The sequence below is a fragment of the Frigoribacterium sp. MEB024 genome (assembly GCF_000878135.1).
GTDB lineage: Bacteria > Actinomycetota > Actinomycetes > Actinomycetales > Microbacteriaceae > Frigoribacterium.
Map to the genome: position 1 here is coordinate 1 of NZ_JXQZ01000061.1, position 19,958 is coordinate 19,958.

Genomic DNA, 19,958 nt, shown 5'->3' on the forward strand with positions numbered 1-19,958 from the left:
CGGGGAGGGCGGCCGCGGGGAGGGCGGCTCTGGACGAGGAGGCGCCGGCCGGGTCGCCGGGGACGGTGGCGGCCGCGGCCGGGTCGGCGGTGCGGGCCGCGTCGTCCGTGGCGCTCCCGTCTGTGGCTGCACCCTGGGAGCGCTGGGAGCGACGTGAGAACTTCATGAGCCGAGTGTCCGGCCGCGCGGCTATCAAGCGGCTGTGACTTCGCTGACCCGGCCCGCGCCTCCTCGGCTCGTCGGCTCGTCGTCTCGTCGTCGACCGCCGCAGGGCGGGCGCACGGGCCGCGACCGGGCCGGTCAGCCCTCGGGCGAGAACCTCGGGCCCTCGTACCCGTCGCGTCGCACCTGTTCCGACCACGCCGCGAGCGGCCGCACCCAGAGCCCCTGCTCGCCGTAGAGAGCGCGGTAGACGACGAGCGGCTCGTCCGTCTCGCTGTGACGGGCGGTGCCGAGCACCTCGTAGCGGCCGCCCTTGAAGTGGCGGTAGAAGCCCGGGGCGGGAGGGGTGTCGGCGGTCATCCCGCGAGCCTAGACGGGCGGTGAGGGGCACGATGGTCGGGTGACCCAGGACGCTCCCCGCTCGACCGCCAGCACGCCGACCACCCCGGGCGAGCCCGTCGTCGACACCGACGACCGGGCTGCCCGCCGGGAGTTCGACACCCCCGGCGGCCGGGTCGTGGGTCGCGTCGACGGTGACGTCGTGCGGGTCCTCGGGGTGCCCTACGCCGAAGCCGATCGCTTCGAGCCGCCGCGCCCGGTCGCGCCCTGGTCGTCCCCGCTGCTCGCCTTCGACCGTGCCCCTGCCTCGCCGCAGGTCGCGTCTCCCGGGCTCGACGCCCTGATCGAGGGCGCCGCCGTCGGCATGGTCGACGACGAGCACTGCCAACGCCTCTCGATCACCCTGCCGGCCGACCTGCTCACCGACGAGCGCGTGCCGGTCATGGTGTGGATCCACGGCGGCTCGTACGTGTCGGGGGCGGGCGACCTGCGCGTCTACGACCCGCGCGCCCTCGTCGCCGAGCAACGTGTGATCGTCGTCACCGTGACCTACCGGCTGGGGATGCTCGGCTTCTTCGGCGTCGGCGACGAGGTGCCCGCCAACCTCGGGCTGCTCGACCAGCTCGCAGCGGTCCGCTGGGTGCACGACACGATCGAGGCGTTCGGCGGCGACGCCTCGCGCATCACCCTGTTCGGCCAGTCGGCCGGCGGCGACGCGATCGCGCACCTGATGATCAGCGAGGGCGCCCGGGGCTTGTTCGCCCGGGCCATCGTGCAGAGCGCCCCGCTCGGCATCGTGCGCGGCCGCAGCCGCATGGTCGAGGCGATGACGGAGGCGGTGGGAACGCCCCGCAAGGACGCACCGCTCGACGAGCTGCTCGCCGGGCAGTCCGTGGCCGAGCGGGCGGCGAAGCGCTTCGGCCTGCGCGGCGGCATGGCCTTCGGCGTCCAGTACGGGAGGGCACCGCTGCCGGCCGAGTCCGCAGCCGACGACGCCTGGCGCGAGGTCGCGCCCGAGATCGACCTGCTGATCGGTGCCACCTCGGACGAGACCGCGGTGTTCGCCGAGTTCTCCCCCCTGCTGCAGCGGTTGTTCGGGCTGCCCGTGGTCGGCCGGGCCATCCGGCGCGTGATGGTCGACGCCACGACGAAGGCGGTCTACCACCGGGCCGGTCGAGCCTTCGCCGAACGGCACCGAGCCGCGGGCGGGCGCGTCTCCACGTTCGAGTTCACCTGGGAGCCCGAGGGCACGGCGTTCGGCGCGGCCCACATCACCGAGCTGCCGCTGCTGCTCGGCGGACGCGAGGCCTGGGCGCACACCCGCCTGATCGGCACCACCGACTGGGACGACGTCGACCGCCGTGGCCGCAAGGTGCGCCAGGTGTGGGCCGACTTCGCCCGCACCGGCACGGTCGCCGCCGACGCCACGGCCGGCCTCGCCGACACGCTGGTCGTCCGCCGCCGCTGACCGGGCCCGTCCCACCCCACCCTGCCCTGCCCTGCCACGCCCCGCCCCGGCCCTGCCCTGCCCTCCGTGCAAATCGCGACACCGGGCCGGCGACACGCCGCTCACATCAGTCCGTCGACGGCGTGTCCTCGCGGCGTTGTCGGGTTCGGCCCGCCGCAACGCCTGGAAGAGGTCGGGTTCGGCCCGCCGCGACGCGAAGCCGGGTTCGGGTTCGGGTTCGGGTTCGGGCTCGGGTTCGGGCTCGGGTTCGGGCTCGGGTTCGGCAGGCTCTCCCGGTCACGAGCGGGTCGGACGGCTCCTCCCCAACCGCACCGCGCCGCCGTCCGTCCACAGGCACGGCCCGGGGTTCGCACACGACGGCGCGGCGACAATACGATCGACGGCAGAACCGATGCGCCGACGCCGCCGTAGTCGCCCGCCCCGCCGTGCCCCGCGGCGCCGAGCACCTGAGGACCCCCGTGAAGAAGTTCCGCCGCAACCAGGCGCGCATGCACCTCGTCATGATGCTGACGTTGACGTTCACCACCGGCATCATCGACGCCGTCGGCTACCTCGGCCTCGACCGGGTCTTCACCGCGAACATGACCGGCAACGTGGTCATCCTCGGCATGGCCATCGCGCAGGCCGACGGTCTGCCGATCGTCGGTCCGATCGTGGCCCTCGCCGCGTTCCTGCTCGGGGCCGCGATCGGCGGCCGTGTGTTGCGCGGCGGTCGTCTCGGCTGGTCGGGCCGCAGCACGATCTCGTTCGGGGTGACCGGCGGCGTGCTGCTCGGGCTCGGCATCTCGACCTTCTTCGTCGTGCCCGAAGAGAACACGCCGTGGGCCTTCACGATCACCGGCCTGCTCGGCGCCGCCATGGGCCTGCAGGCCGCCGCCGCGCGCAAGATCGCCGTGGCCGACGTCACGACCGTGGTGGTCACGTCGACGATCGTCGGGCTCGCGTCCGAGTCGAAGCTCGCCGGCGGGACGGGCAAGAACTTCCCGCGGCGGGTGCTCGCCGTCGCGCTCATCCTCGCCGGGGCAGGCGTCGGGGCCCTGCTGCTGCAGGTGCACATCGGTGTGGGCATGGGCGTCGCGGGCGGGCTGACGCTGCTCGTCGCCCTGACCGGGCACCTGCTGCGCGAGCGGCGGAAAGAGGTCGAAGCGCGCGAGGCCCAGGCGGCCGCGGCGTCGGCAGCGACGGTGTCGGCGACCCCGACTGCCTCCGCGGAGTCAGCAGTCCAGGAGGCGCGCCCGGCGGCCGACGGAGCGAACGGTGACGCTCGTGGCTGACGCCGTGCACCACGACCTCGTCGTCCGGGCCCGTCGTGCGTTGGTCGACGGCGCCTGGCGCGAGGCGAGCGTCGCCGTCCGTGACGGCCGCGTGGTCGCCGTCGGCGGCCTCACCGACCAGGTCGACGCCAGCGTCGACGTGACCCTCCCCGACGACCAGGTGCTGCTGCCCGGTGTCGTCGACAGCCACGTGCACGTCAACGAGCCCGGCCGCACCGAGTGGGAGGGCTTCGCGACGGCGACCCGTGCCGCCGCCGCCGGGGGCGTCACGACGATCGTCGACATGCCCCTCAACAGCATCCCGCCGACGACGACCGTCGACGCCCTCGAGCAGAAGCGCGCCGCCGCGGGCCCCCAGTCGGTCGTCGACGTCGGGTTCTGGGGCGGGGCGATCCCGGCGAACCTCGGCACGGGCGACCTGCGGGCGCTGCACGAGGCCGGCGTCTTCGGGTTCAAGGCCTTCCTCTCGCCGTCGGGGGTCGACGAGTTCCCACACCTGTCGACCGAGCAGCTGCACCAGGCGATGGCCGAACTGGCGGTCTTCGACGGCCTGCTGATCGTGCACGCCGAAGACCCCGAGGGCCTCGACGCCGCCGCGGCCTCGCCGACCGAGGCGCCCGAGCTGCCCTCAGGAGGCGCGGCCTACGACGCGTTCGTCCGCTCGCGTCCCGACGTGGTCGAGCGCACGGCGATCGAGCACGTGGTCGACGCCCTGCGCGCCACGGGTGGCCGTGCCCACGTGCTGCACCTCTCGTCGGCGACGGCGCTCGACACCATCCGGGCGGCCAAGGCCGAGGGGCTGCGACTCACGGTCGAGACCTGCCCGCACTACCTCACCTTCGATGCCGAGCACATCGGTGACGGCGCGACGCAGTTCAAGTGCTGCCCGCCGATCCGCGGCGAGGCCAACCGGGAGCTGCTCTGGCAGGCCCTCGTCGACGGCACGATCGACGTCGTCGCGAGCGACCACTCGCCGTCGACCCGAGAGCTCAAGTTCGCCGGAGGCCCCGACGCCGCGCACGGTGACTTCGACGTGGCGTGGGGCGGCATCTCGGGTCTCGAACTGAGCTTCCGCGCCGTGTGGACCGGGGCACGGCAGCGCGGCATCCCGCTCGAGGCCGTCGTCGGATGGATGTCCCGTGGCACGGCCGCGCTCGTCGGCCTGCCGACGAAGGGGCGGATCTCGGTCGGCGCCGACGCCGACCTCGTCGCCTTCGCCCCCGAGACGCCCGTGACGATCGACGTCGACGACCTCTCGCACCGCAACCCCGTGACCGCGTACGACGACGCTCGCCTGTTCGGCGAGGTCGCCGCGACGTGGGTGGGCGGCCGGCTGGCGGGGCCGAGCGCGCCTCCGGCGCGGTTGCTCGTCCGCCCCGACACCGGGGTCGCCTCGTGAAGGGCAGCCCTGGAGCCTCCGCCGAGGTCGCGGCGTGAGCCCGACGAGGCCGGCGGCTCCCGTCGAGGTCGCACCGGGCGTGCACTTCGTCGAGGGTCCCGCGTCGAACTGGACGATCCTCGCGGGCGACGGCACCCTGACGCTGGTCGACGCCGGCTACCCGGCCGACCTCGAGCTGGTGGAGTCGTCGCTCCGGGCCGTGGCGTCGGCTACGGACGGTGACGCCCGGCTCACGTCGGTGCTCGTGACGCACGGGCACAGCGACCACATCGGCACGATCACCGCCCTGCGCCGGCGACACGAGTTCGAGGTCTTCGCGGCACCCGCCGAGGTGCCGAACGTGACCCGCGAGCAACTGCACCAGGTCACCGTCGGTGACGTCCTGCCGCACCTGTACAAGCCGCGGTTCGCCCGCTGGGTGCTGCACGCGGTGCGTGCCGGAGGCCTGGGCGACGTGGCCGTGACCGACGTCGTGCCTCTCGACCTCGGGGCGTCACGCACGTTCAGCGGTCACCGCGTCGTGCCGACGGCCGCGGTCGGTCACACCCCCGGGCACACCGTCTTCGCGTTGCCCGACGACGACGTCCTGATCACGGGCGACGCCCTCGTGACCGGCCACCCGACCTCACGGCTCGACGGCGTGCAGATGCTGCACCCGATCTTCCACTCCGACCTGGCCGAGGCGGGGCGCACCTACGGGCGGCTGGTCGACCGCGGGGCACGGGTGGTGTTGCCGGGTCACGGGCCGGTGCTGCGCCGCTGAGCACCGCCAGCCCCTCGGCGTTCGTCACCCGCCGGTCAGTGCTGCATCTCGAGGTTCGACTGCAGACCTATTCGAGCTCGGACAGCTCGGCGTACAGTTCGGTGATCTCGGCGACGCGGCTGCGACCGCCTTCGGGTCGGCCGGCGCGCACGGTCTCGGTCAGAACCGCCCCGGCGAGCAGGGCGGCCAGGCTCATCGCGCTCGCGTAGCTGTCGAACGGGGCCGGGGTCTCGACCGGACAGTCGAGCCTCACCGTCACGTCGACGCCGCGCAGCGACGGATCGGCCACGAGCACCACCGGCACACCACGCGCAGCCAGGGACGACAGGACGCCGGTGAACCCGGCCGGCCGACGGCGGAACCCCACCAGGACGACGACGTCGCGCGCCCCGAGTCCGACCAGCTCTTCGCCGATGGACTGACCGGGCTGCGGTGCCACGCGCACGTCGTCCCGCGCCTGGACCAACTGCTGCCGCAGGTGGAGCGCCACCGGGTAGCTGTTGCGGAACCCGGCCACGACGACCCGCTCGGCGCCGGCGACCAACGCCGCGGCCCGCCCGAGTCGACCGTCGGCGAGTCCCGAGAGCATCACGTCGAGGTTGCGACGTTCGGCCTCGGCGTGCTCGGCGAGCCCCCCGGAGGCGCGGGTCGGCCCGACCGGGACGCCACGGCTGCGCGACGCCCTCGCCTGGTCGCGCACCTCCTGCGCGTCGGTGAAGCCGAGCCGCCGGAACAGCCGCGACACCGTCGCCTTCGAGACGCCGCTCTGTTCGGCGATCTCGGTCGCGGTGTAGACGGCGAGATCGTCCAGGTGGTCGAGGATGAAGTCGGCGGCTCGCTGCTCCTGCGGCGAGAGGCGGCCGTAGCCCGAGTCGATGCGGTCACGGATGCCCGCCCCCTCGACCTGGTCGCTCACGCGCGTGCCTGCGCCGCGACCGGGTGCGCCGCGGCGACCGCGAGCACGGCGGCCTCGAAGGCGTAGAGCGCGACGGCCACGTCGTCGATCGTGACGATCTCGTCGGGGTGGTGGCTGATGCCACCGTTGCCGCAGCGGACGAACAGCATGGCCCACTCGGTCAGCTCGGCGACGGCCATGGCGTCGTGCCCGGCCTTCGAGAACAGGACCATCGGGTCGGCGTCGCCGGTGGCGGCGATGCCCTCGCGGACGAACCCCCGGAGGCGCGGCGAGGCCACGACGGCCGGCGCACGGTGGGTCTCGTCCACCGAGAAGGTCAGGCCGCGACGCTCGCCGACCTCGGTCGCGACGGCCTGGATGTCGGCCCACACCTGGTCGCGTCGGTCGTCGTGCTCGCCGCGGAGGTCGAGGCTGAACTCGACGAGGCCCGGGATGACGTTCACGCCGCCGGGGAAGGCCTGCAGCCGGCCGACCGTGGCGATGCAGTCGGCCTCTCGGGCCAGTCGCTCGACCGCCAGGACGATCTCGCTGGCCCCGGCGAGCGCGTCGTGCCGACGGTGGAACGGCACGCCACCCGCATGCCCGGCGACGCCGATCAGGGTCAGCTCGAAACGTCGCGCGCCGGCGATCGACGAGACGACGGCGAGTGGCCGATCGGCTTCCTCGAGGTAGGGGCCCTGCTCGATGTGGGTCTCGAGGTAGCCGATCACGTCGGCCGGTTCGTAGGCGGCGTCGGCGACCCGGTCGGGGTCGAGCCCGAAGGCCAGGAACGCCTCGCGCAGCGTCGTTCCGGCGGCGTCGGCCAGGGACCACCACTCGGGCAGCCAGGTGCCGGCGACCGCACGGGAACCGAGCAGGGCGGTGCCGAAGCGGGTGCCCTCTTCGTCTCCGAAGGCGAGCACCTCGATCGCGAACGGCAGGCGGGTGCCCCGGGCCGACAGGCGTTCGACCAGGGCGATGCCGAGCAGCACGCCGAGGATGCCGTCGTAACGCCCGGCATCGGGCACCGTGTCGAGGTGCGAGCCGAGCAACAAGGCGGGCAGGCCGGGCTCGGTGCCCTCGTAGCGGCCGCGCTGGTTGCCTGCCGCGTCCTGCCACGTCGTCATGCCGGCCTGTCGCATCCATCCGGCGGCCATGGCGTTGACCCGGGCGTGCTCGGGCGAGAGGTACACACGCTCGATGCCGGTCGGGCTGCTCGAGACCGCGGCCAGGGCATCGCAGCGTTCGAGGACGAGACGGGCCTCGTCGAAGGGACCGTCTTCCCGGGCGGTGGTGGCCTCGGGACTCACGCCGCGCCTCCTGCTCGGTCGGCGTCGAGGTAGACGTCGTAGGCGGCACCGACGCCGCCGCCGCTCGTGATCGGCGCGCCCTCGCGGCGCAGCACGGCCTCGAGCGCCGCGAGGGTCGTGAGCACGGTGTCGCGACGCGCGTTGTAGCCCATCGTGCCGATGCGCCAGACCTTGCCGTGCAACGGGCCGAACGAGGTGCCGATCTCGATGCCGAAGTCGGCGAGCAGGGCGCCCCGCACCCGATCGCCGTCGACCCCGTCGGGGATCACCACGGCGACCACGTTGTTCATCTTGTGCGCGAGGTCACCGAAGGTCTCGAGGCCGAGCCCCTGCACCCCGGCGAGCATGGCGCGGCCGTGCAGCTCGTGTCTCGCCACCATGGCGTCCACTCCCTCGTCGACCACGAGGCGGGCGCACTCGCGGGCACCCCAGAGCATCGTGGTCGCCTCGGTGTGGTGGTTGAGGCGCTGAGGGCCCCAGTAGTCGAAGATCATCGCGAGGTCGAAGTAGTTCGAGGCGATCCGGTGGGTGCTCGTCGTGTCGCCTTCGGTGCGGATGCCGGCCTCGATCGACGTGCGGGCCCGGATCACCTCGACGGCCCGCTCGCTGTAGGTGACGGGGGACGACCCCGAGGGGCCCCCGAGGCACTTCTGCAGGCCGGCGCTGACGGCGTCGAGGCCGAGCTCGTCGGTGCGGAAGGCGTTGCCGGCGATGGACGCCGTGACGTCGGTGTAGAACAGCACGCCGTGGCGGGCGCAGACCTCGCCGAGCCCCTCGAGCGGCTGGGCGACGGTCGTCGAGGTGTCGCCGTGCACGACCGCGAGCAGTTTCGGCTGGACGCGCTCGATGGCCTCGACGACGGTCTCGAGGGCGAACACCTGCCCCCAGGGCACCTCGATGACGTGGACCTCGGCCCCGCAGCGCTCGGCGATCTCGCGCAGCAGGTGCCCGAAGCGGCCGAAGACGGGCACGAGCACCTTGTCACCCGGCTCGATCAGCGAGACGAGCGAGGCCTCGATGCCGGCGCGCGAGGTGCCGTCGACGAGCAGGGTCTGCTCGTTCGAGGTCTGGAACACCTCGCGGTAGAGCGCCTGGGTCTCGTCCATGTAGGCGGTCATGGCCGGGTCGTACTGCCCCACGAGCTGCGCCGACATCGCGCGGAGCACCCGGGGATCGGCGTTGATCGGGCCGGGGCCCATCAAGAGGCGGGCGGGCGGGTCGATCGGCTGGAAGACGCGTTTCACCCGACCCACCCTACGCAACCCGTGTTTCAGCCAGGTGAACTCGTCGGTCACCGACCGAGGCGGGCATCAGGTCGCCCAGGTCGCCGCGAGATCGAGCAAGAACAGGTCCGCCCCGCGGGGGCCCACGAGGCACAGCCCGACGGGCGCGCTCCGCCCGGAGGCGAGGGGCACCTCGAGGACCGGTGCCGACACCGCCGGTGCGCCCAGCACGCCGGCGACGCAGGTCAACCCGAGCGTCGCCGAGCGCACCGCGTCCACCTCGGCGGGGGTCGCGCCCAGCGGGGGCGCGGCCGAGGATGCACTCGGCAGGAGCAGCACCCGCCCGTCGAGGAGGGACTCGAGGCGGCGACGTTCGTGACCGAGGGCGACCCGCGCCTCCTCGGCCCGTCGGGGGGAGATCGTCGCGCCGAACGCGAACCGGGATGCCACGTCGGGTGCGAGTTCGCCGGGATGCGAGGTGATCCAGCCGCCGTCGGACTGCCAGGCCTCGAAGGCCTGCAGCACGCGGAACAGCTCGAACAGCTGTGCGACGTCGCCCAGCACGACCTGCTCGGGGCGCCGCATGCGCCCCGCCGCGGTCGCCTCGTCGACGGCCCGCCCGAACTCGGCCCGCACCTCGGGCATGACCGGCGAGAGCAGGGCCGGATCGACGACGTACGACGACTCGACCGACACCTGGTCGGCCGGGGGCAACGACGCCTCGGCCGCGCGTCGCAGGGTGTCGACGTCTCGGGTCAACCAGCCGACCGTGTCGAAGCTCGGCGCGAGAGGGAGCAGCCCGGCGCGGTCGACGGCCCCGTGCGTCGTGCGGAGGCCCCAGAGCCCCTGGTACGACGCGGGCACCCGGAGCGATCCGCCCGTGTCGGTGCCGAGGCCGATGCTCGCCTGCCCGAGGGCCACGGCCGCCGCCGGGCCGCTGGTCGAACCACCCGAGATCGCCCCCGGCACGGCGGGGTTCGGCGGGGTGCCGTAGGCGGAGTTGCGTCCGGCGATGCTGTACGCGAACTCGTCGGTCTGGGCGATGCCCCGCAGGTCGGCTCCGGCGTCGAGCAGGTGCTGCACCGCGGCCGCGTGCCGGCTCTCGGGCGTCGCACCGGCGAGCCGCGCGGGCACCCCGGCGCCGATCGCGTGACCTGCGACCGCGAACAAGTCCTTCACGGCGACCGTCTCGCCCGAGAGGGCAGGAGGCGCGGTGCCGGTCGCGTCGCCCGCTCGGCTCCCCGGGACCAAGGGCTCGCCCACGACCCGCCAGACCCGGCGGTCGATCGCCGGGGGCGACGCCTGCACCTGCGCCGACGCGATCCGCCACGGGCGTGCACCCCGCGACCCCGCACCCGACTCGCGGCGCCAGAGCTGCGTGACGACACCGCGCCCGCCGGAGGCCGCGGCGTTGACCGACACGACCAGGGCGGTGTCGGCGTCGACGACCCGCACGTGGCACTCGACCACACGCCGGACCGGGCCCGACCCGCGCCTCCCCCGGAAGGCCGTGATGGCGTCGTGCCCGACCAGCAGGCCCCCGGCGTCGGCGCGCATCACGGTGGCGGTCGATTCGAAGGCGGCGGCGAGCGCGGCCTGGTCGTCGGCGGCGAGCGCGCGCTCGTAGGCGTCGAACGCCTCGAGCAGGCCGTCGGGCAGGTCACCCTCGACGGTCGTGGGGACGGTGCCCGAGCCGACCCGCCCCTCCTCGGGGACGAGCCGTGCGGCGGGCGTCGCGTCAGCCACCGAAGTCCGCCTTGCGGATGCGGGCGTGGACGCCCTTGACCAGGTCGACGACCTGCGAGATGTCGAAGTCCGTCGCGGCCGAGAGGTAGGCGTAGGCGAGGCTGCGGTCCATGCCGTGGCGAGCCCCGAGCAGGTCGATCGCCGCCCGGACGCAGGCGCGGACCGCCTCGTCGAGGTCTTCGTCGAGGCCGGTCGGCACGAGCAGTTCGGCGGTCTCGGCCAGCGGCCCGGCGATCTCGCCGAACAGCGCCACGGCCTCGGCACGCGGCACGAGGTCGAAGCGGACCGTGACGCGCAGGCTGGCCTCCATCGCGGTGAGCGCGACCTCGCCGTCGCCCTGGGCGAAGTGGGGGTCGCCGACGTACGCGAGGGCCCCGGGCACCTGGACGGGCAGGTGCAGGGAGGCGCCCTCGGTCAGCAGGGCGATGTCGACGTTGCCCCCGTGTGGGCCCGGTGGCACCGAGTGCGGTCGCTCGTCGCCCGCGACGGCGACCCCCATGATGCCGAGGAACGGGTGCAGGGGGAACCGCACGGTGTTCTCGGCGCCGGGCACGAGCGGCAGGGTGCCGACGAGTGAGCCGTCGGGCTCGTGGTCGACGGCGGCGAAGACGCTGACCGGGCCGGCCCCGAGCGGGAACTCGCCGGCCAGGGCGCCGCGACCGTGACGATTCGAGATGACGCCGTAGGGCACCCGTGGTGTCGCGTCGAGCAGGGTCATCGTGACGACGTCGCCGGGCTGGGCGCCGCGGATCGCGATGGGGCCCGTCACGACGTGCGGGCCGTCGGCACCCGGATCGCGACCGTGCTGGTCGTCGCTCGCGGCGGCCAGGGCGACCGCGTCGTCGAGCACGTGCTCGGGGGGCACCCCGTGGCGGGCGAAGAAGGCCCGAGGATCACGGCCCTGGTCGTCGAGCACGCCCTCGTGGCTGAGGGTGTCGATGAGGACGGCCGTACCCGGGTCGATCGTGAGCACGGGCTCGTCGGAGGCGCAGGGCAAGCGCCCCCACAGGGTCGTGGCGAGTGTCGCGGGCACGTAGGGGACGACCCCGTCACGGTCGCCCGACGACAGCGGTTGCAGGATCGGAGTCGCGGGAACGGGGCCCGACGGGGGTGCTGGGGTCGCCTCGGAGTTCGCCATGCCCAGCACAGTAGCGAGTGGACGCCTCGTCCCGATGAGCCCCCTGAAACGAGTTGTTCACAAATCGTCGATCGTGAAACAAGTCGTTCACACGGTTGTGTGATCATCGCCGCATGGCGATCATCCTCGGCGACAACCAGTACGGCAAGGCGGAGTCGCGACTCGTGCGCTTCTACCGCGACGGACCCCGACACGAGATCCGCGACGTCAACGTCACGACCGCGCTGCGCGGCCCCTTCGACGCGGCGTACCTCCGCGGCGACCAGAGCGCGGTCCTGCCGACCGACACCCAGAAGAACACCGCGTTCGCCTTCGCGAAGTCGAAAGGCGTCGAGGCCGTCGAGCGCTTCGGGCTCGAGCTCGCCCGCCACTTCGTCCACGACGTCGAGCCCGTGACGGGTGCCCGCATCGAGATCGAGCAGTACGACTGGCAGCGGGCCGTGGTCGACGGCACCGAGCACGACCACACCTGGCTGCGCTCGGGGCAAGAGGTCCGGACCGCCGCCGTCACGGTCGACGACACCGGCGAGTACGTCGTGGGCGGCCTGAAGGACTTGGTCCTGCTCAAGTCCACCGGCTCCGAGTTCGCCGGGTTCCTGACCGACGAGTTCACGACCCTGCCCGAGACGCACGACCGCGTCATGGCGACGGCCCTCGACGCGAAGTGGCGCTTCGGCACGACCGACGTCGACTGGGAGGCCACGTACGCCGAGGTCAAGCGCTTGATGGTCCGCGAGTTCGCCACCCTCCAGTCGCTCGCCCTCCAGCAGACCCTGTGGCACATGGGCACCGCCGTCCTCGAGGCGATCCCGTCGATCGTCGAGGTGCGACTCAAGGCGCCGAACAAGCACCACTTCGCCTACGACCTGTCGCCCTTCGGGCTCGAGAACCCGGGCGAGGTCTTCTGGGCCGCCGATCGCCCGTACGGTCTCATCGAGGCCACCGTGCTGCGTGACGACGCGCCGCCGGCCCACGACGCGTGGCGCGCCTCCGCGGGTCTCGCGTGAGCCTCGTCGAGTCCATCGAACCCCCACCCGCTGCATCAGCCGTCCCAGCCCCACCCCGAGGAGACACCGTGACCGACGCCGACGACGCCCGCTGGCTGGCCCGCACCATCGAACTGGCCGTCGAGAACGTCGCGAACGGGGGCGGGCCGTTCGGGGCCGTCATCGTCCGGGGCGACGAGCTCGTGGCCGAGGGACGGAACCGGGTGACGGCCGACCTCGACCCCACCGCGCACGCCGAGGTGACCGCGATCCGCGCGGCCTGCCGGGTGGTCGGCGACTTCTCCCTCGTCGGCACGACCCTCTACACCTCGTGCGAACCGTGCCCGCTGTGCCTCTCGGCGTCGCTCTGGGCGAGGGTCGACCGGGTCGTGTACGCCGCCGACCGGCACGACGCCGCACGCGGCGGTTTCGACGACCTCGAGTTCTACGAATTGTTCGCGCGCGACCGGTCCACCTGGGACCTCCCCGTCGACGAGGTGCGCCCGACGAACGCGCCGGCACCGTTCGAGGCGTGGCTGACCCACGACCACCGCACCGACTACTGAGCCGTCGTGCGAGGGGGGTCAGCTGCCGCGATAGGTCGAGTAGGCGAACGGGCTGAGCAGCACGGGCACGTGGTAGTGGCTCGACTCGTCGGCGAGGGTGAAGTCGATCGTCACACGCGGGTAGAACGTGTCACGCCCGGTCGCCGCGAAGTAGGCGGCGGTCTCGAAGACGAGTCGGTAGTCGGCGGCGGGCAGGGCGTCCGGGCCGAGCTCGGGCACGCGCCCGTCGGCGTTCGTGACGCCGGTGGCGAGTTCGGTGCCCCGTGCGTCGTGGAGCGCGACGGGGACGTCGGCGGCCGGGCGGCCCAGTGCGGCGTCGAGGACGTGCGTCGTGACGTGGCTCATGCTCGGGCCTCGTCGTGGCCGGTGGACGATGGCTCGGCGGACGCCGGCTCGGCGGGCGCCGGCTCGGCGGGCGCCGGCTCGGCGAAGGTCGACTGCAACCGCAGCAGGGCGATGTCGCGCAGCTCCGCCCCGACGATTCGCCGTTCGGTGTCGTCGTCGAGCCCGAGTCGCCGGTGCAGCTCGCCCACGATCTCGGCCCGGCTCCGACCGGCGGCACGGATCAGGAACACCCGGTCGAAGCGCTGCTCGTACGCCGCGTTGCCCTCGACCAGCAGCTGCGCGAGGGTCTCGTCGTCGGCGTCGGCCGCCGAGCCCTGCTCGCGTCGGCTGAACTCCTGGGCGGCCCCGTCGCCGACCGGCTTCTCGCCGATCCGCGGGTGGTGTGCCATCGCCTCGTCGATCTCGGCGGCGGTGAGCGCCGTCGCCGCGGCGGCGGCGACCGTGATCAGGGCGTCGGCGTCGGCGAACGGCGACTGCGCGGCGACGTCGTCGGCCCACCGCTCGACGTTCAGGGCGGCCAGCAGGTGCGAACGCAGGGTGGCGTCGTCGAGCTCGATCATGACGCACACCCTAGCGACGGTGCCCCGACGCGACGGACGTGGCTGGCCGACCCGCGCCTCCCGGACGCCGGGCCACCGGCAGCGCGCGGGCACGGGTCCTTCGACGCCGAGCGAGCCGACACATGCTCGAAACCCCGGTCGTGCAGAGTGGGGTCTCCCATGGACCTGACCACCGTTCGCGAGATCCGCACCCCCTCACGCCGCGACGAGATCGTCTTCGCGCCCGGCGAACGTCCCCTCGGCGGCGGCACGTGGCTGTTCTCCGAGCGGCAGCCCGGGCTGACCGGCCTGGTCGACCTGACCTCGCTCGGGTGGACGCCGGTCGAGCGCGGCATCGCCGCCGACGGCCGCGACGTCGTCAGCGTCGCCGCCACCTGCACCATCGCCGAGCTGCTGCGGCTGCCCGCCGACGCCGACTGGGTCGCCCACCCGCTGATCGACCGGTGCGCGAACTCGCTGCTCGCCTCGTTCAAGATCTGGAACGTCGCGACGGTCGGCGGCAACGTCGCCCTCGGGCTGCCCGCCGGGGCCATGACGTCGCTCATGGCCACGCTCGACGCCACGGCCCTCGTCTGGACCACCGACGGCGGCGAACGCCGCCAGCCCGTCTCCACCTTCGTCACCGGGGTGGTGCAGAACGCCCTCGAGCCGGGCGAGGTGTTGCGCGCCCTCGAGGTGCCGGTCGACTCGTTGCGCTCGCGCACCGGGTTCCGCCGCATCTCGCTCAGCCCTCTGGGCCGCTCGGGCACGCTCGTCACGGCCCGGCTCGGCCTCGACGGCGAGTTCGTCGTCACCGTCACGGCGGGGACGACGCGTCCGGTCCAGCTGCGCTTCGACGAGGTGCCCGGCGAGCGGGCCCTGGCGGACGCCCTCGCCCGGGTCGACTGCTGGTACTCCGACCCCCACGGCGACCCCGACTGGCGCCGCGCGATGAGCGTCCGCTTCGCCGACGAGCTGCGTGTCGAGCTCGGACGACCCGCCACCGGCGCACCGGGGCGACCCGTGCGCGAGACGACCCACGACCCGCGCAGCGCGGCCGCGCGCGCGAGGCGGACGCCACCCACCACCACGACCCCCGGAGGCGCGCGATGACCCCGAGACACGTCACGTTCGAGGTCGACGGCCTGCCCCTCGACGCCGACGTCGCTCCCGGCCAGGTGCTGCGGACGGTGCTGCGCGAGAACGGCGTCCACTCGGTCAAGAAGGGATGCGACGCGGGTGACTGCGGCGCCTGCTCGGTGCTGGTCGACGGCGAGCCCGTGCACTCGTGCATCTATCCCGCGCACCGGCTCGAGGGCCGGGCCGTGACGACGGCGGCCGGCCTCGGCACCCCCGAGCACCCCCACCCCGTACAGCAGGCGTTCGCGGACGCGGCCGGGTTCCAGTGCGGCTTCTGCACGGCCGGCATGGTGGTGACGGCCTCGACGTTCACCGAGGCCGACGCGGACGACCTGCCGCGCCTCCTGAAGGGAAACCTCTGCCGATGCACGGGGTACCGGGCGATCGGCGACGCGATCTGCGGCGTCTCGAACACGGTGTCCCCGGCCGACGGCGAGGCGGCCGGACGATCGGTGAAGGCTCCGGCGGCGATGCGCGTGGTGTCGGGCGGCGAGCCGTACACGCTCGACTTCCGCAGCACGACGAAGCTGCTGCACCTCGCGGTGCTCGGCAGCCCGCACGCCCACGCCCGCATCACGTCGATCGACACGAGCGCCGCCGAGGCGCTGCCCGGGGTGCACCTGGTGTTGACGCACCGCGACTCCCCCGCGACCCTGTTCTCGACCGGTCGCCACGAGGACCGCGAGGACGACCCCGACGACGGGCTCGTCCTCGACCCCGTGCTGCGGTTCCGCGGGCAGCGCGTGGCCGCGGTCGTCGCCGACGACGTGCGCACGGCGACGAACGCCCTGGCCGCGATCGTGGTCGAGTACGAGCCCCTGCCCGCCGTGTTCGACCCCGAGACGGCGCGCGCCGCCGGGGCCCCGCTGCTGCACGGTGAGAAGACCAGCGAGGTGTCGCGCATCGCGTTCCCCGAGCGCAACACCGTGGCCGCGATGCACGACGAGACCGGCGACGTCGAGGCCGGCCTGGCCGCGGCGGACGCGGTGGTCGAGGGCACCTGGCGCACGCAGCGCGTCTCGCACGGAGCCCTCGAGACGCATGCCTCACGCGGCTGGCTCGACGACGACGGACGCCTCGTGATCCGCACGGCGAGCCAGGTGCCGTTCCTCGTGCGGGACGAGCTGGCTCACGTCTTCGGGCTGCCGCAGGAGCAGGTCAGGGTCTTCGCCGCTCGCGTGGGCGGCGGTTTCGGGGGCAAGCAAGAGCTGATCACCGAAGACCTGGTCGCCCTCGCCGTGCTGCGCACCGGTCAGCCCGTGCAGTACGAGTTCACCCGCGAGGACGAGTTCACCATCGCCCCGACCCGCCACCCGATGCGGGTCCGCGTGCGCGTCGGGGCGACGAACGACGGGGTGCTGACCGCGCTGCACGTCGACCAACTGATGGACACGGGCGCCTACGGCAACCACGGCGTCGGCGTCATGTACCACTCCGTGCACGAGTCGACCAGCGTCTATCGCTGCCCGAACAAGCGCGTCGACGCCGAGTCGGTCTACACGAACAACCTGCCCTCGGGGGCGTTCCGCGGGTACGGGCTCGGGCAGGTCGTCTTCGCCGTCGAGTCCGCGATGGACGAACTGGCCCGCGAGCTCGGCATCGATCCGTTCGAGCTGCGCCGCCGCAACGTGATCGTCCCCGGCGACCCGATGGTGGTCACCGACCCCGACGAAGAGAGCGACCTGCTGATCGGCAGTTACGGACTCGACCAGTGCCTCGACCTGGTCGAGCAGGCGCTGGAGTCTCCTGCCCCCGAGGGCGCGCCTCCTGCCCCCGTCGGCCCGACCTGGTCGACCGGGCGAGGCATGGCCCTCGCCATGATCGCCACGATCCCGCCGCGCGGTCACTTCGCCGACACCTCGATCGAGCTGCTGCCCGGCGGTCGCTACGACATCGGCGTCGGCACGGCCGAGTTCGGCAACGGCACGACGACGGTGCACACCCAGCTCGTCGCCTCGGCGCTCGGCACCACGCCCGACCGGGTCGTCGTCCGGCAGTCCGACACCGACGTGGCCCGCTACGACACCGGGGCCTACGGTTCGGCCGGCGTCGTGGTCGCGGGCAAGGCCCTGCTCGCCGCGGCCCACAAGCTGCGTGCGGCCATGGTCGACCGCGCCCTGGCGATCGCAGGAGGCGCGGGTCACGCCGTCGACACCGGCACGGCCCCCGAGGTGGTCGCGGGCGGCGTCGTGGTGCGGGTGGGCCCCGGTGCCGACGCGACCGTCCTCGTGTCCGGCGAGCGGCTGCTGGCCGACGGTCCGCTCACGGCCGACGGTTCCCATGACGGCACCCCACGCTCGGTGGCGTTCAACGTGCACGGCTTCGAGGTCGCCGTCGACCGGGCGACCGGCGAGGTGCGCCTGCTGCGCTCGGTGCAGGCGGCGGACGCCGGGGTCGTGCTGAACCCCGAGCAGCTGCGCGGCCAGGTCGAGGGCGGTACGGCGCAGGCGATCGGCACCGCGCTCTACGAAGAGATGATGCTCGACGACGAGGGGCGCGTGCTGACGACGGCGTTCCGCAACTATCGGATGCCCAAGTTCGGCGACGTGCCCGAGACCGAGGTGCACTTCGCGACCACGCACGACGACCTCGGCCCGCTCGGCGCCAAGTCGATGAGCGAGGCGCCGTACAACCCGGTGGCCCCGGCCCTGGCGAACGCGATCCGCGATGCCCTCGGGGTGCGGCCGTACGAGCTGCCGATGTCGCGCGACCGACTCTGGCGCCTCGCCGGCGGTCGCTGAACCGAGCCGGGCCAGGTCGGGCCGAGTCGAGCCGGGCCAGGTCGGGCCAGGCCGGGCCAGGTCGGGCCGATCCGTTCTCCCTTCGAGCCTGATCCGGTCCGTACCGGATCACGAGTCGCACCACGAACCGAACGTCGCACCGCCGAGGTGCGCGGTGCGACGTTCGGTCGACGGTGCGACGCGGGAGCGGACGGCCCCGGGCCCGGGCCCCGGCTCAGACCTCGCGCTCGGTCACCCCGGCCGGTGCCGCGGGCCCGCGCACGGCGTCGTGCGCCGACACGTCGCGGTCCGCGCCCTCGTCGCGCGCCTGCACCCGCGGCGAGTTGAGCAGCAGGTTGAGCAGCACGGCGACGATCGCCCCGGCGCTGATGCCCGAGTCGAACACGATCGTGAACCAGGTCGGGAACTGCGCGTAGATCTCGGGGCTGACCGTGGGCAGCAGGCTGACGCCCAGGGCGACCGCCACGATCAGGATGTTGCTGTTGGTGAACCGCACCTTCGACAGCGTCCGGATGCCGCTCGCCGCGACCATGCCGAACAGCGCGACGCCCGCCCCTCCGAGCACCGCCACCGGCACGCCCTCGACGACGGCCCCGAGCGCGGGCACCAAGCCGAGCACCACGAGGATGCCCCCCGCCAGCGTCGCCACGTACCGCGACTTCACGCCGGTGATGCTGACCAGGCCGACGTTCTGCGCGAACGCGGTGTACGGGAACGTGTTGAAGACTCCGCCGATGACGGTCGACAGGCCGTCGGCCCGCAGCCCGTCGGCCAGTCGTCGCGGCGTCACGGGCCGGTCGACGATCTCGCCCACCGCGATGATGTCCCCGGTGGTCTCGGTCATGATCACCAGGCCGACGATGCACATCGACACGATCGCGCTCACCGGGAAGGTCGGCAGTCCGAAGTGGAACGGCAGGGCGAGGCCGAACCAGGCGCTCTCGCCCACTCCGCTCCAGTCGGTCAGCCCGAACGGCCAGGCGACGAGGGTGCCGACGACGAGCCCCAGCAGGATCGACAGACGGCGGAGCGCAGGAGGCGCGAACCGCTCGATCAGGATGATCAGCAGCAGGGTGCCCGCGGCGAAGGCGATGTCGAGGGGACGTCCGAAGTCGTCGGAACCCGCGCCTCCTCCGACCCAGCCGGCGGCGACGTCCATCAGCGAGACGCCGATGATCAGGATCACCGTGCCGGTGACGATCGGCGGGAAGAACCGGACCAGCTTCGAGAAGAACGGGGCGAGCAGCATCATGAAGACACCGCTCGCGATGACCGAGCCGTAGATCGCCGTGATGCCGTACTCGCCGCCGATCACGATCATCGGGCCGACGGCGGCGAAGGTGCAGCCCTGCATCAGCGGCAGCCGCACCCCGAAGCGCCAGAACCCCACGGACTGCACGATCGTCGCGATGCCGGCCACGAACAGGTCGGCGCTGATCAGGTACGCGATGTCGCCGGGCTCGAGCTGGCCCATGCCGACCAGCGCTCCGCCGACGATCAGCGGGACGGCGACCGCCCCGGCGTACATCGCGAGCACGTGCTGCAGGCCGAGCGGGAAGAGCCTCCGCAGCGGCGGGACGCGGTCGACGGGGTGCTTCTCGACGGTGTCGACGGACGCGCCGCCGGCGGCAGCCGGTACGGACGAGGGCTGGGACATCGGGACTCCTGATCGTAGGGATGCCGGGTGGTCGTCGTCAGCGTACGAAACGCGGGTTTCGTCGCGACGGCACGCGTGTTTCAGGCTCGTGACGTCGGCGCAGCGGGTGCCGATGCACCCGGTTCCGAACGATGCACCCACGAGGAATCGGGTGCATCGTTCGATGCCGGGTGCATCGAGGGGAGGCGCGGGCCGGCTGTCGAGGACGGCACGCGGCACCACCGCCAGCCGGCGCGACGCGGCGCGCGGCGCTGCTCGACGCGGCGC

Annotated in this window: 18 protein-coding genes; 9 read left to right on the plus strand and 9 right to left on the minus strand. The window is 73.3% G+C overall.

Annotation, left to right across the window (positions count from 1 at the left end; genetic code table 11):
• Window positions 1–300 precede the first annotated feature (300 nt).
• Window positions 301–522, minus strand: coding sequence for a DUF1653 domain-containing protein (locus SZ60_RS11980; protein ID WP_043596237.1), 222 nt, complete (start codon window positions 520–522; stop codon window positions 301–303).
• A 40-nt stretch (window positions 523–562) separates the two neighbouring features.
• Here SZ60_RS11980 and SZ60_RS11985 point away from each other — a divergent pair, with 40 nt between their 5' ends.
• The 4 genes from SZ60_RS11985 (at window position 563) to SZ60_RS12000 (ending at window position 5,405) form a co-directional block, all read left to right on the plus strand.
• The gene (locus SZ60_RS11985) at window positions 563–1,969 is read left to right on the plus strand and encodes a carboxylesterase family protein (protein ID WP_082060108.1); all 1,407 of its coding nucleotides are present in this window, start codon (window positions 563–565) and stop codon (window positions 1,967–1,969) included.
• Between the two features lie 458 nt (window positions 1,970–2,427).
• Entirely contained in the window at window positions 2,428–3,243 is an 816-nt protein-coding gene (locus SZ60_RS11990) for a DUF1275 family protein (RefSeq protein ID WP_231567145.1), read from the plus strand.
• Window positions 3,236–4,642 carry an allantoinase AllB gene (gene allB / locus SZ60_RS11995; RefSeq protein ID WP_043596256.1) on the plus strand — a complete coding sequence of 469 codons (1,407 nt, stop codon included), beginning with the start codon at window positions 3,236–3,238 and terminating at the stop codon, window positions 4,640–4,642. Before SZ60_RS11990 ends, allB begins: the two co-directional genes overlap by 8 nt.
• Before the next feature lie 34 nt (window positions 4,643–4,676).
• Window positions 4,677–5,405, plus strand: a complete 729-nt coding sequence (locus SZ60_RS12000; protein ID WP_043596238.1) for an MBL fold metallo-hydrolase — start codon at window positions 4,677–4,679, stop codon at window positions 5,403–5,405.
• A gap of 67 nt (window positions 5,406–5,472) precedes the next feature.
• Here SZ60_RS12000 and SZ60_RS12005 read toward each other — a convergent pair whose 3' ends face one another.
• The 5 genes from SZ60_RS12005 to SZ60_RS12025 form a co-directional block, all read right to left on the minus strand.
• Window positions 5,473–6,321 carry a MurR/RpiR family transcriptional regulator gene (locus SZ60_RS12005; protein ID WP_082060110.1) on the minus strand — a complete coding sequence of 283 codons (849 nt, stop codon included), beginning with the start codon at window positions 6,319–6,321 and terminating at the stop codon, window positions 5,473–5,475.
• Complete coding sequence (locus SZ60_RS12010; RefSeq protein ID WP_043596240.1) at window positions 6,318–7,610, minus strand: allantoate amidohydrolase; 1,293 nt, start codon at window positions 7,608–7,610, stop codon at window positions 6,318–6,320. The genes SZ60_RS12005 and SZ60_RS12010 overlap by 4 nt, the downstream gene beginning before the upstream one ends.
• Window positions 7,607–8,809 (minus strand): alanine--glyoxylate aminotransferase family protein, encoded by a 1,203-nt coding sequence (locus SZ60_RS12015; protein ID WP_043596259.1) that lies wholly within the window; start codon window positions 8,807–8,809, stop codon window positions 7,607–7,609. Before SZ60_RS12015 ends, SZ60_RS12010 begins: the two co-directional genes overlap by 4 nt.
• 111 nt (window positions 8,810–8,920) lie before the next feature.
• Window positions 8,921–10,579 carry an AtzH-like domain-containing protein gene (locus SZ60_RS12020; protein ID WP_231567147.1) on the minus strand — a complete coding sequence of 553 codons (1,659 nt, stop codon included), beginning with the start codon at window positions 10,577–10,579 and terminating at the stop codon, window positions 8,921–8,923.
• Entirely contained in the window at window positions 10,572–11,717 is a 1,146-nt protein-coding gene (locus tag SZ60_RS12025) for an acetamidase/formamidase family protein (protein WP_043596262.1), read from the minus strand. Before SZ60_RS12025 ends, SZ60_RS12020 begins: the two co-directional genes overlap by 8 nt.
• 113 nt (window positions 11,718–11,830) lie before the next feature.
• Here SZ60_RS12025 and pucL point away from each other — a divergent pair, with 113 nt between their 5' ends.
• Window positions 11,831–12,724 (plus strand): factor-independent urate hydroxylase, encoded by an 894-nt coding sequence (gene pucL, locus SZ60_RS12030; protein ID WP_043596242.1) that lies wholly within the window; start codon window positions 11,831–11,833, stop codon window positions 12,722–12,724.
• 68 nt (window positions 12,725–12,792) lie between these two features.
• Window positions 12,793–13,269, plus strand: a complete 477-nt coding sequence (locus SZ60_RS12035; protein ID WP_043596243.1) for a nucleoside deaminase — start codon at window positions 12,793–12,795, stop codon at window positions 13,267–13,269.
• A gap of 18 nt (window positions 13,270–13,287) precedes the next feature.
• Here SZ60_RS12035 and uraH read toward each other — a convergent pair whose 3' ends face one another.
• Both uraH and uraD read right to left on the minus strand, forming a co-directional pair.
• Window positions 13,288–13,614 (minus strand): hydroxyisourate hydrolase, encoded by a 327-nt coding sequence (gene uraH / locus SZ60_RS12040; RefSeq protein WP_043596245.1) that lies wholly within the window; start codon window positions 13,612–13,614, stop codon window positions 13,288–13,290.
• The gene (gene uraD, locus SZ60_RS12045; RefSeq protein ID WP_043596247.1) at window positions 13,611–14,174 is read right to left on the minus strand and encodes a 2-oxo-4-hydroxy-4-carboxy-5-ureidoimidazoline decarboxylase; all 564 of its coding nucleotides are present in this window, start codon (window positions 14,172–14,174) and stop codon (window positions 13,611–13,613) included. Before uraD ends, uraH begins: the two co-directional genes overlap by 4 nt.
• Before the next feature lie 159 nt (window positions 14,175–14,333).
• On the opposite strand from uraD, the gene SZ60_RS12050 reads away from it, so the two are divergent.
• Window positions 14,334–15,266, plus strand: coding sequence for an FAD binding domain-containing protein (locus SZ60_RS12050; RefSeq protein ID WP_082060111.1), 933 nt, complete (start codon window positions 14,334–14,336; stop codon window positions 15,264–15,266).
• On the plus strand, window positions 15,263–18,034 hold the full coding sequence (locus tag SZ60_RS12055) for a molybdopterin cofactor-binding domain-containing protein (protein WP_043596249.1): 2,772 nt from the start codon (window positions 15,263–15,265) through the stop codon (window positions 18,032–18,034). The genes SZ60_RS12050 and SZ60_RS12055 overlap by 4 nt, the downstream gene beginning before the upstream one ends.
• Before the next feature lie 214 nt (window positions 18,035–18,248).
• Here SZ60_RS12055 and SZ60_RS12060 read toward each other — a convergent pair whose 3' ends face one another.
• The gene (locus SZ60_RS12060; protein WP_043596251.1) at window positions 18,249–19,691 is read right to left on the minus strand and encodes a nucleobase:cation symporter-2 family protein; all 1,443 of its coding nucleotides are present in this window, start codon (window positions 19,689–19,691) and stop codon (window positions 18,249–18,251) included.
• A gap of 27 nt (window positions 19,692–19,718) precedes the next feature.
• Between SZ60_RS12060 and SZ60_RS17730 the strand changes: the two genes are divergently transcribed.
• On the plus strand, window positions 19,719–19,958 hold a 240-nt coding region (locus tag SZ60_RS17730; protein WP_231567148.1), incomplete at its 3' end, for a hypothetical protein.

Coding starts and splice junctions, on each gene's coding strand:
- uraH (WP_043596245.1), bottom strand. CDS start 13,614: ATGAGCCACGTCACGACGCACGTCCTCGACGCCGCACTGGGCCGCCCG.
- uraD (WP_043596247.1), bottom strand. CDS start 14,174: ATGATCGAGCTCGACGACGCCACCCTGCGTTCGCACCTGCTGGCCGCC.
- SZ60_RS12060 (WP_043596251.1), bottom strand. CDS start 19,691: ATGTCCCAGCCCTCGTCCGTACCGGCTGCCGCCGGCGGCGCGTCCGTC.
- SZ60_RS11980 (WP_043596237.1), bottom strand. CDS start 522: ATGACCGCCGACACCCCTCCCGCCCCGGGCTTCTACCGCCACTTCAAG.
- SZ60_RS12050 (WP_082060111.1), top strand. CDS start 14,334: ATGGACCTGACCACCGTTCGCGAGATCCGCACCCCCTCACGCCGCGAC.
- pucL (WP_043596242.1), top strand. CDS start 11,831: ATGGCGATCATCCTCGGCGACAACCAGTACGGCAAGGCGGAGTCGCGA.
- SZ60_RS12025 (WP_043596262.1), bottom strand. CDS start 11,717: ATGGCGAACTCCGAGGCGACCCCAGCACCCCCGTCGGGCCCCGTTCCC.
- SZ60_RS12015 (WP_043596259.1), bottom strand. CDS start 8,809: ATGGGCCCCGGCCCGATCAACGCCGATCCCCGGGTGCTCCGCGCGATG.
- SZ60_RS12055 (WP_043596249.1), top strand. CDS start 15,263: ATGACCCCGAGACACGTCACGTTCGAGGTCGACGGCCTGCCCCTCGAC.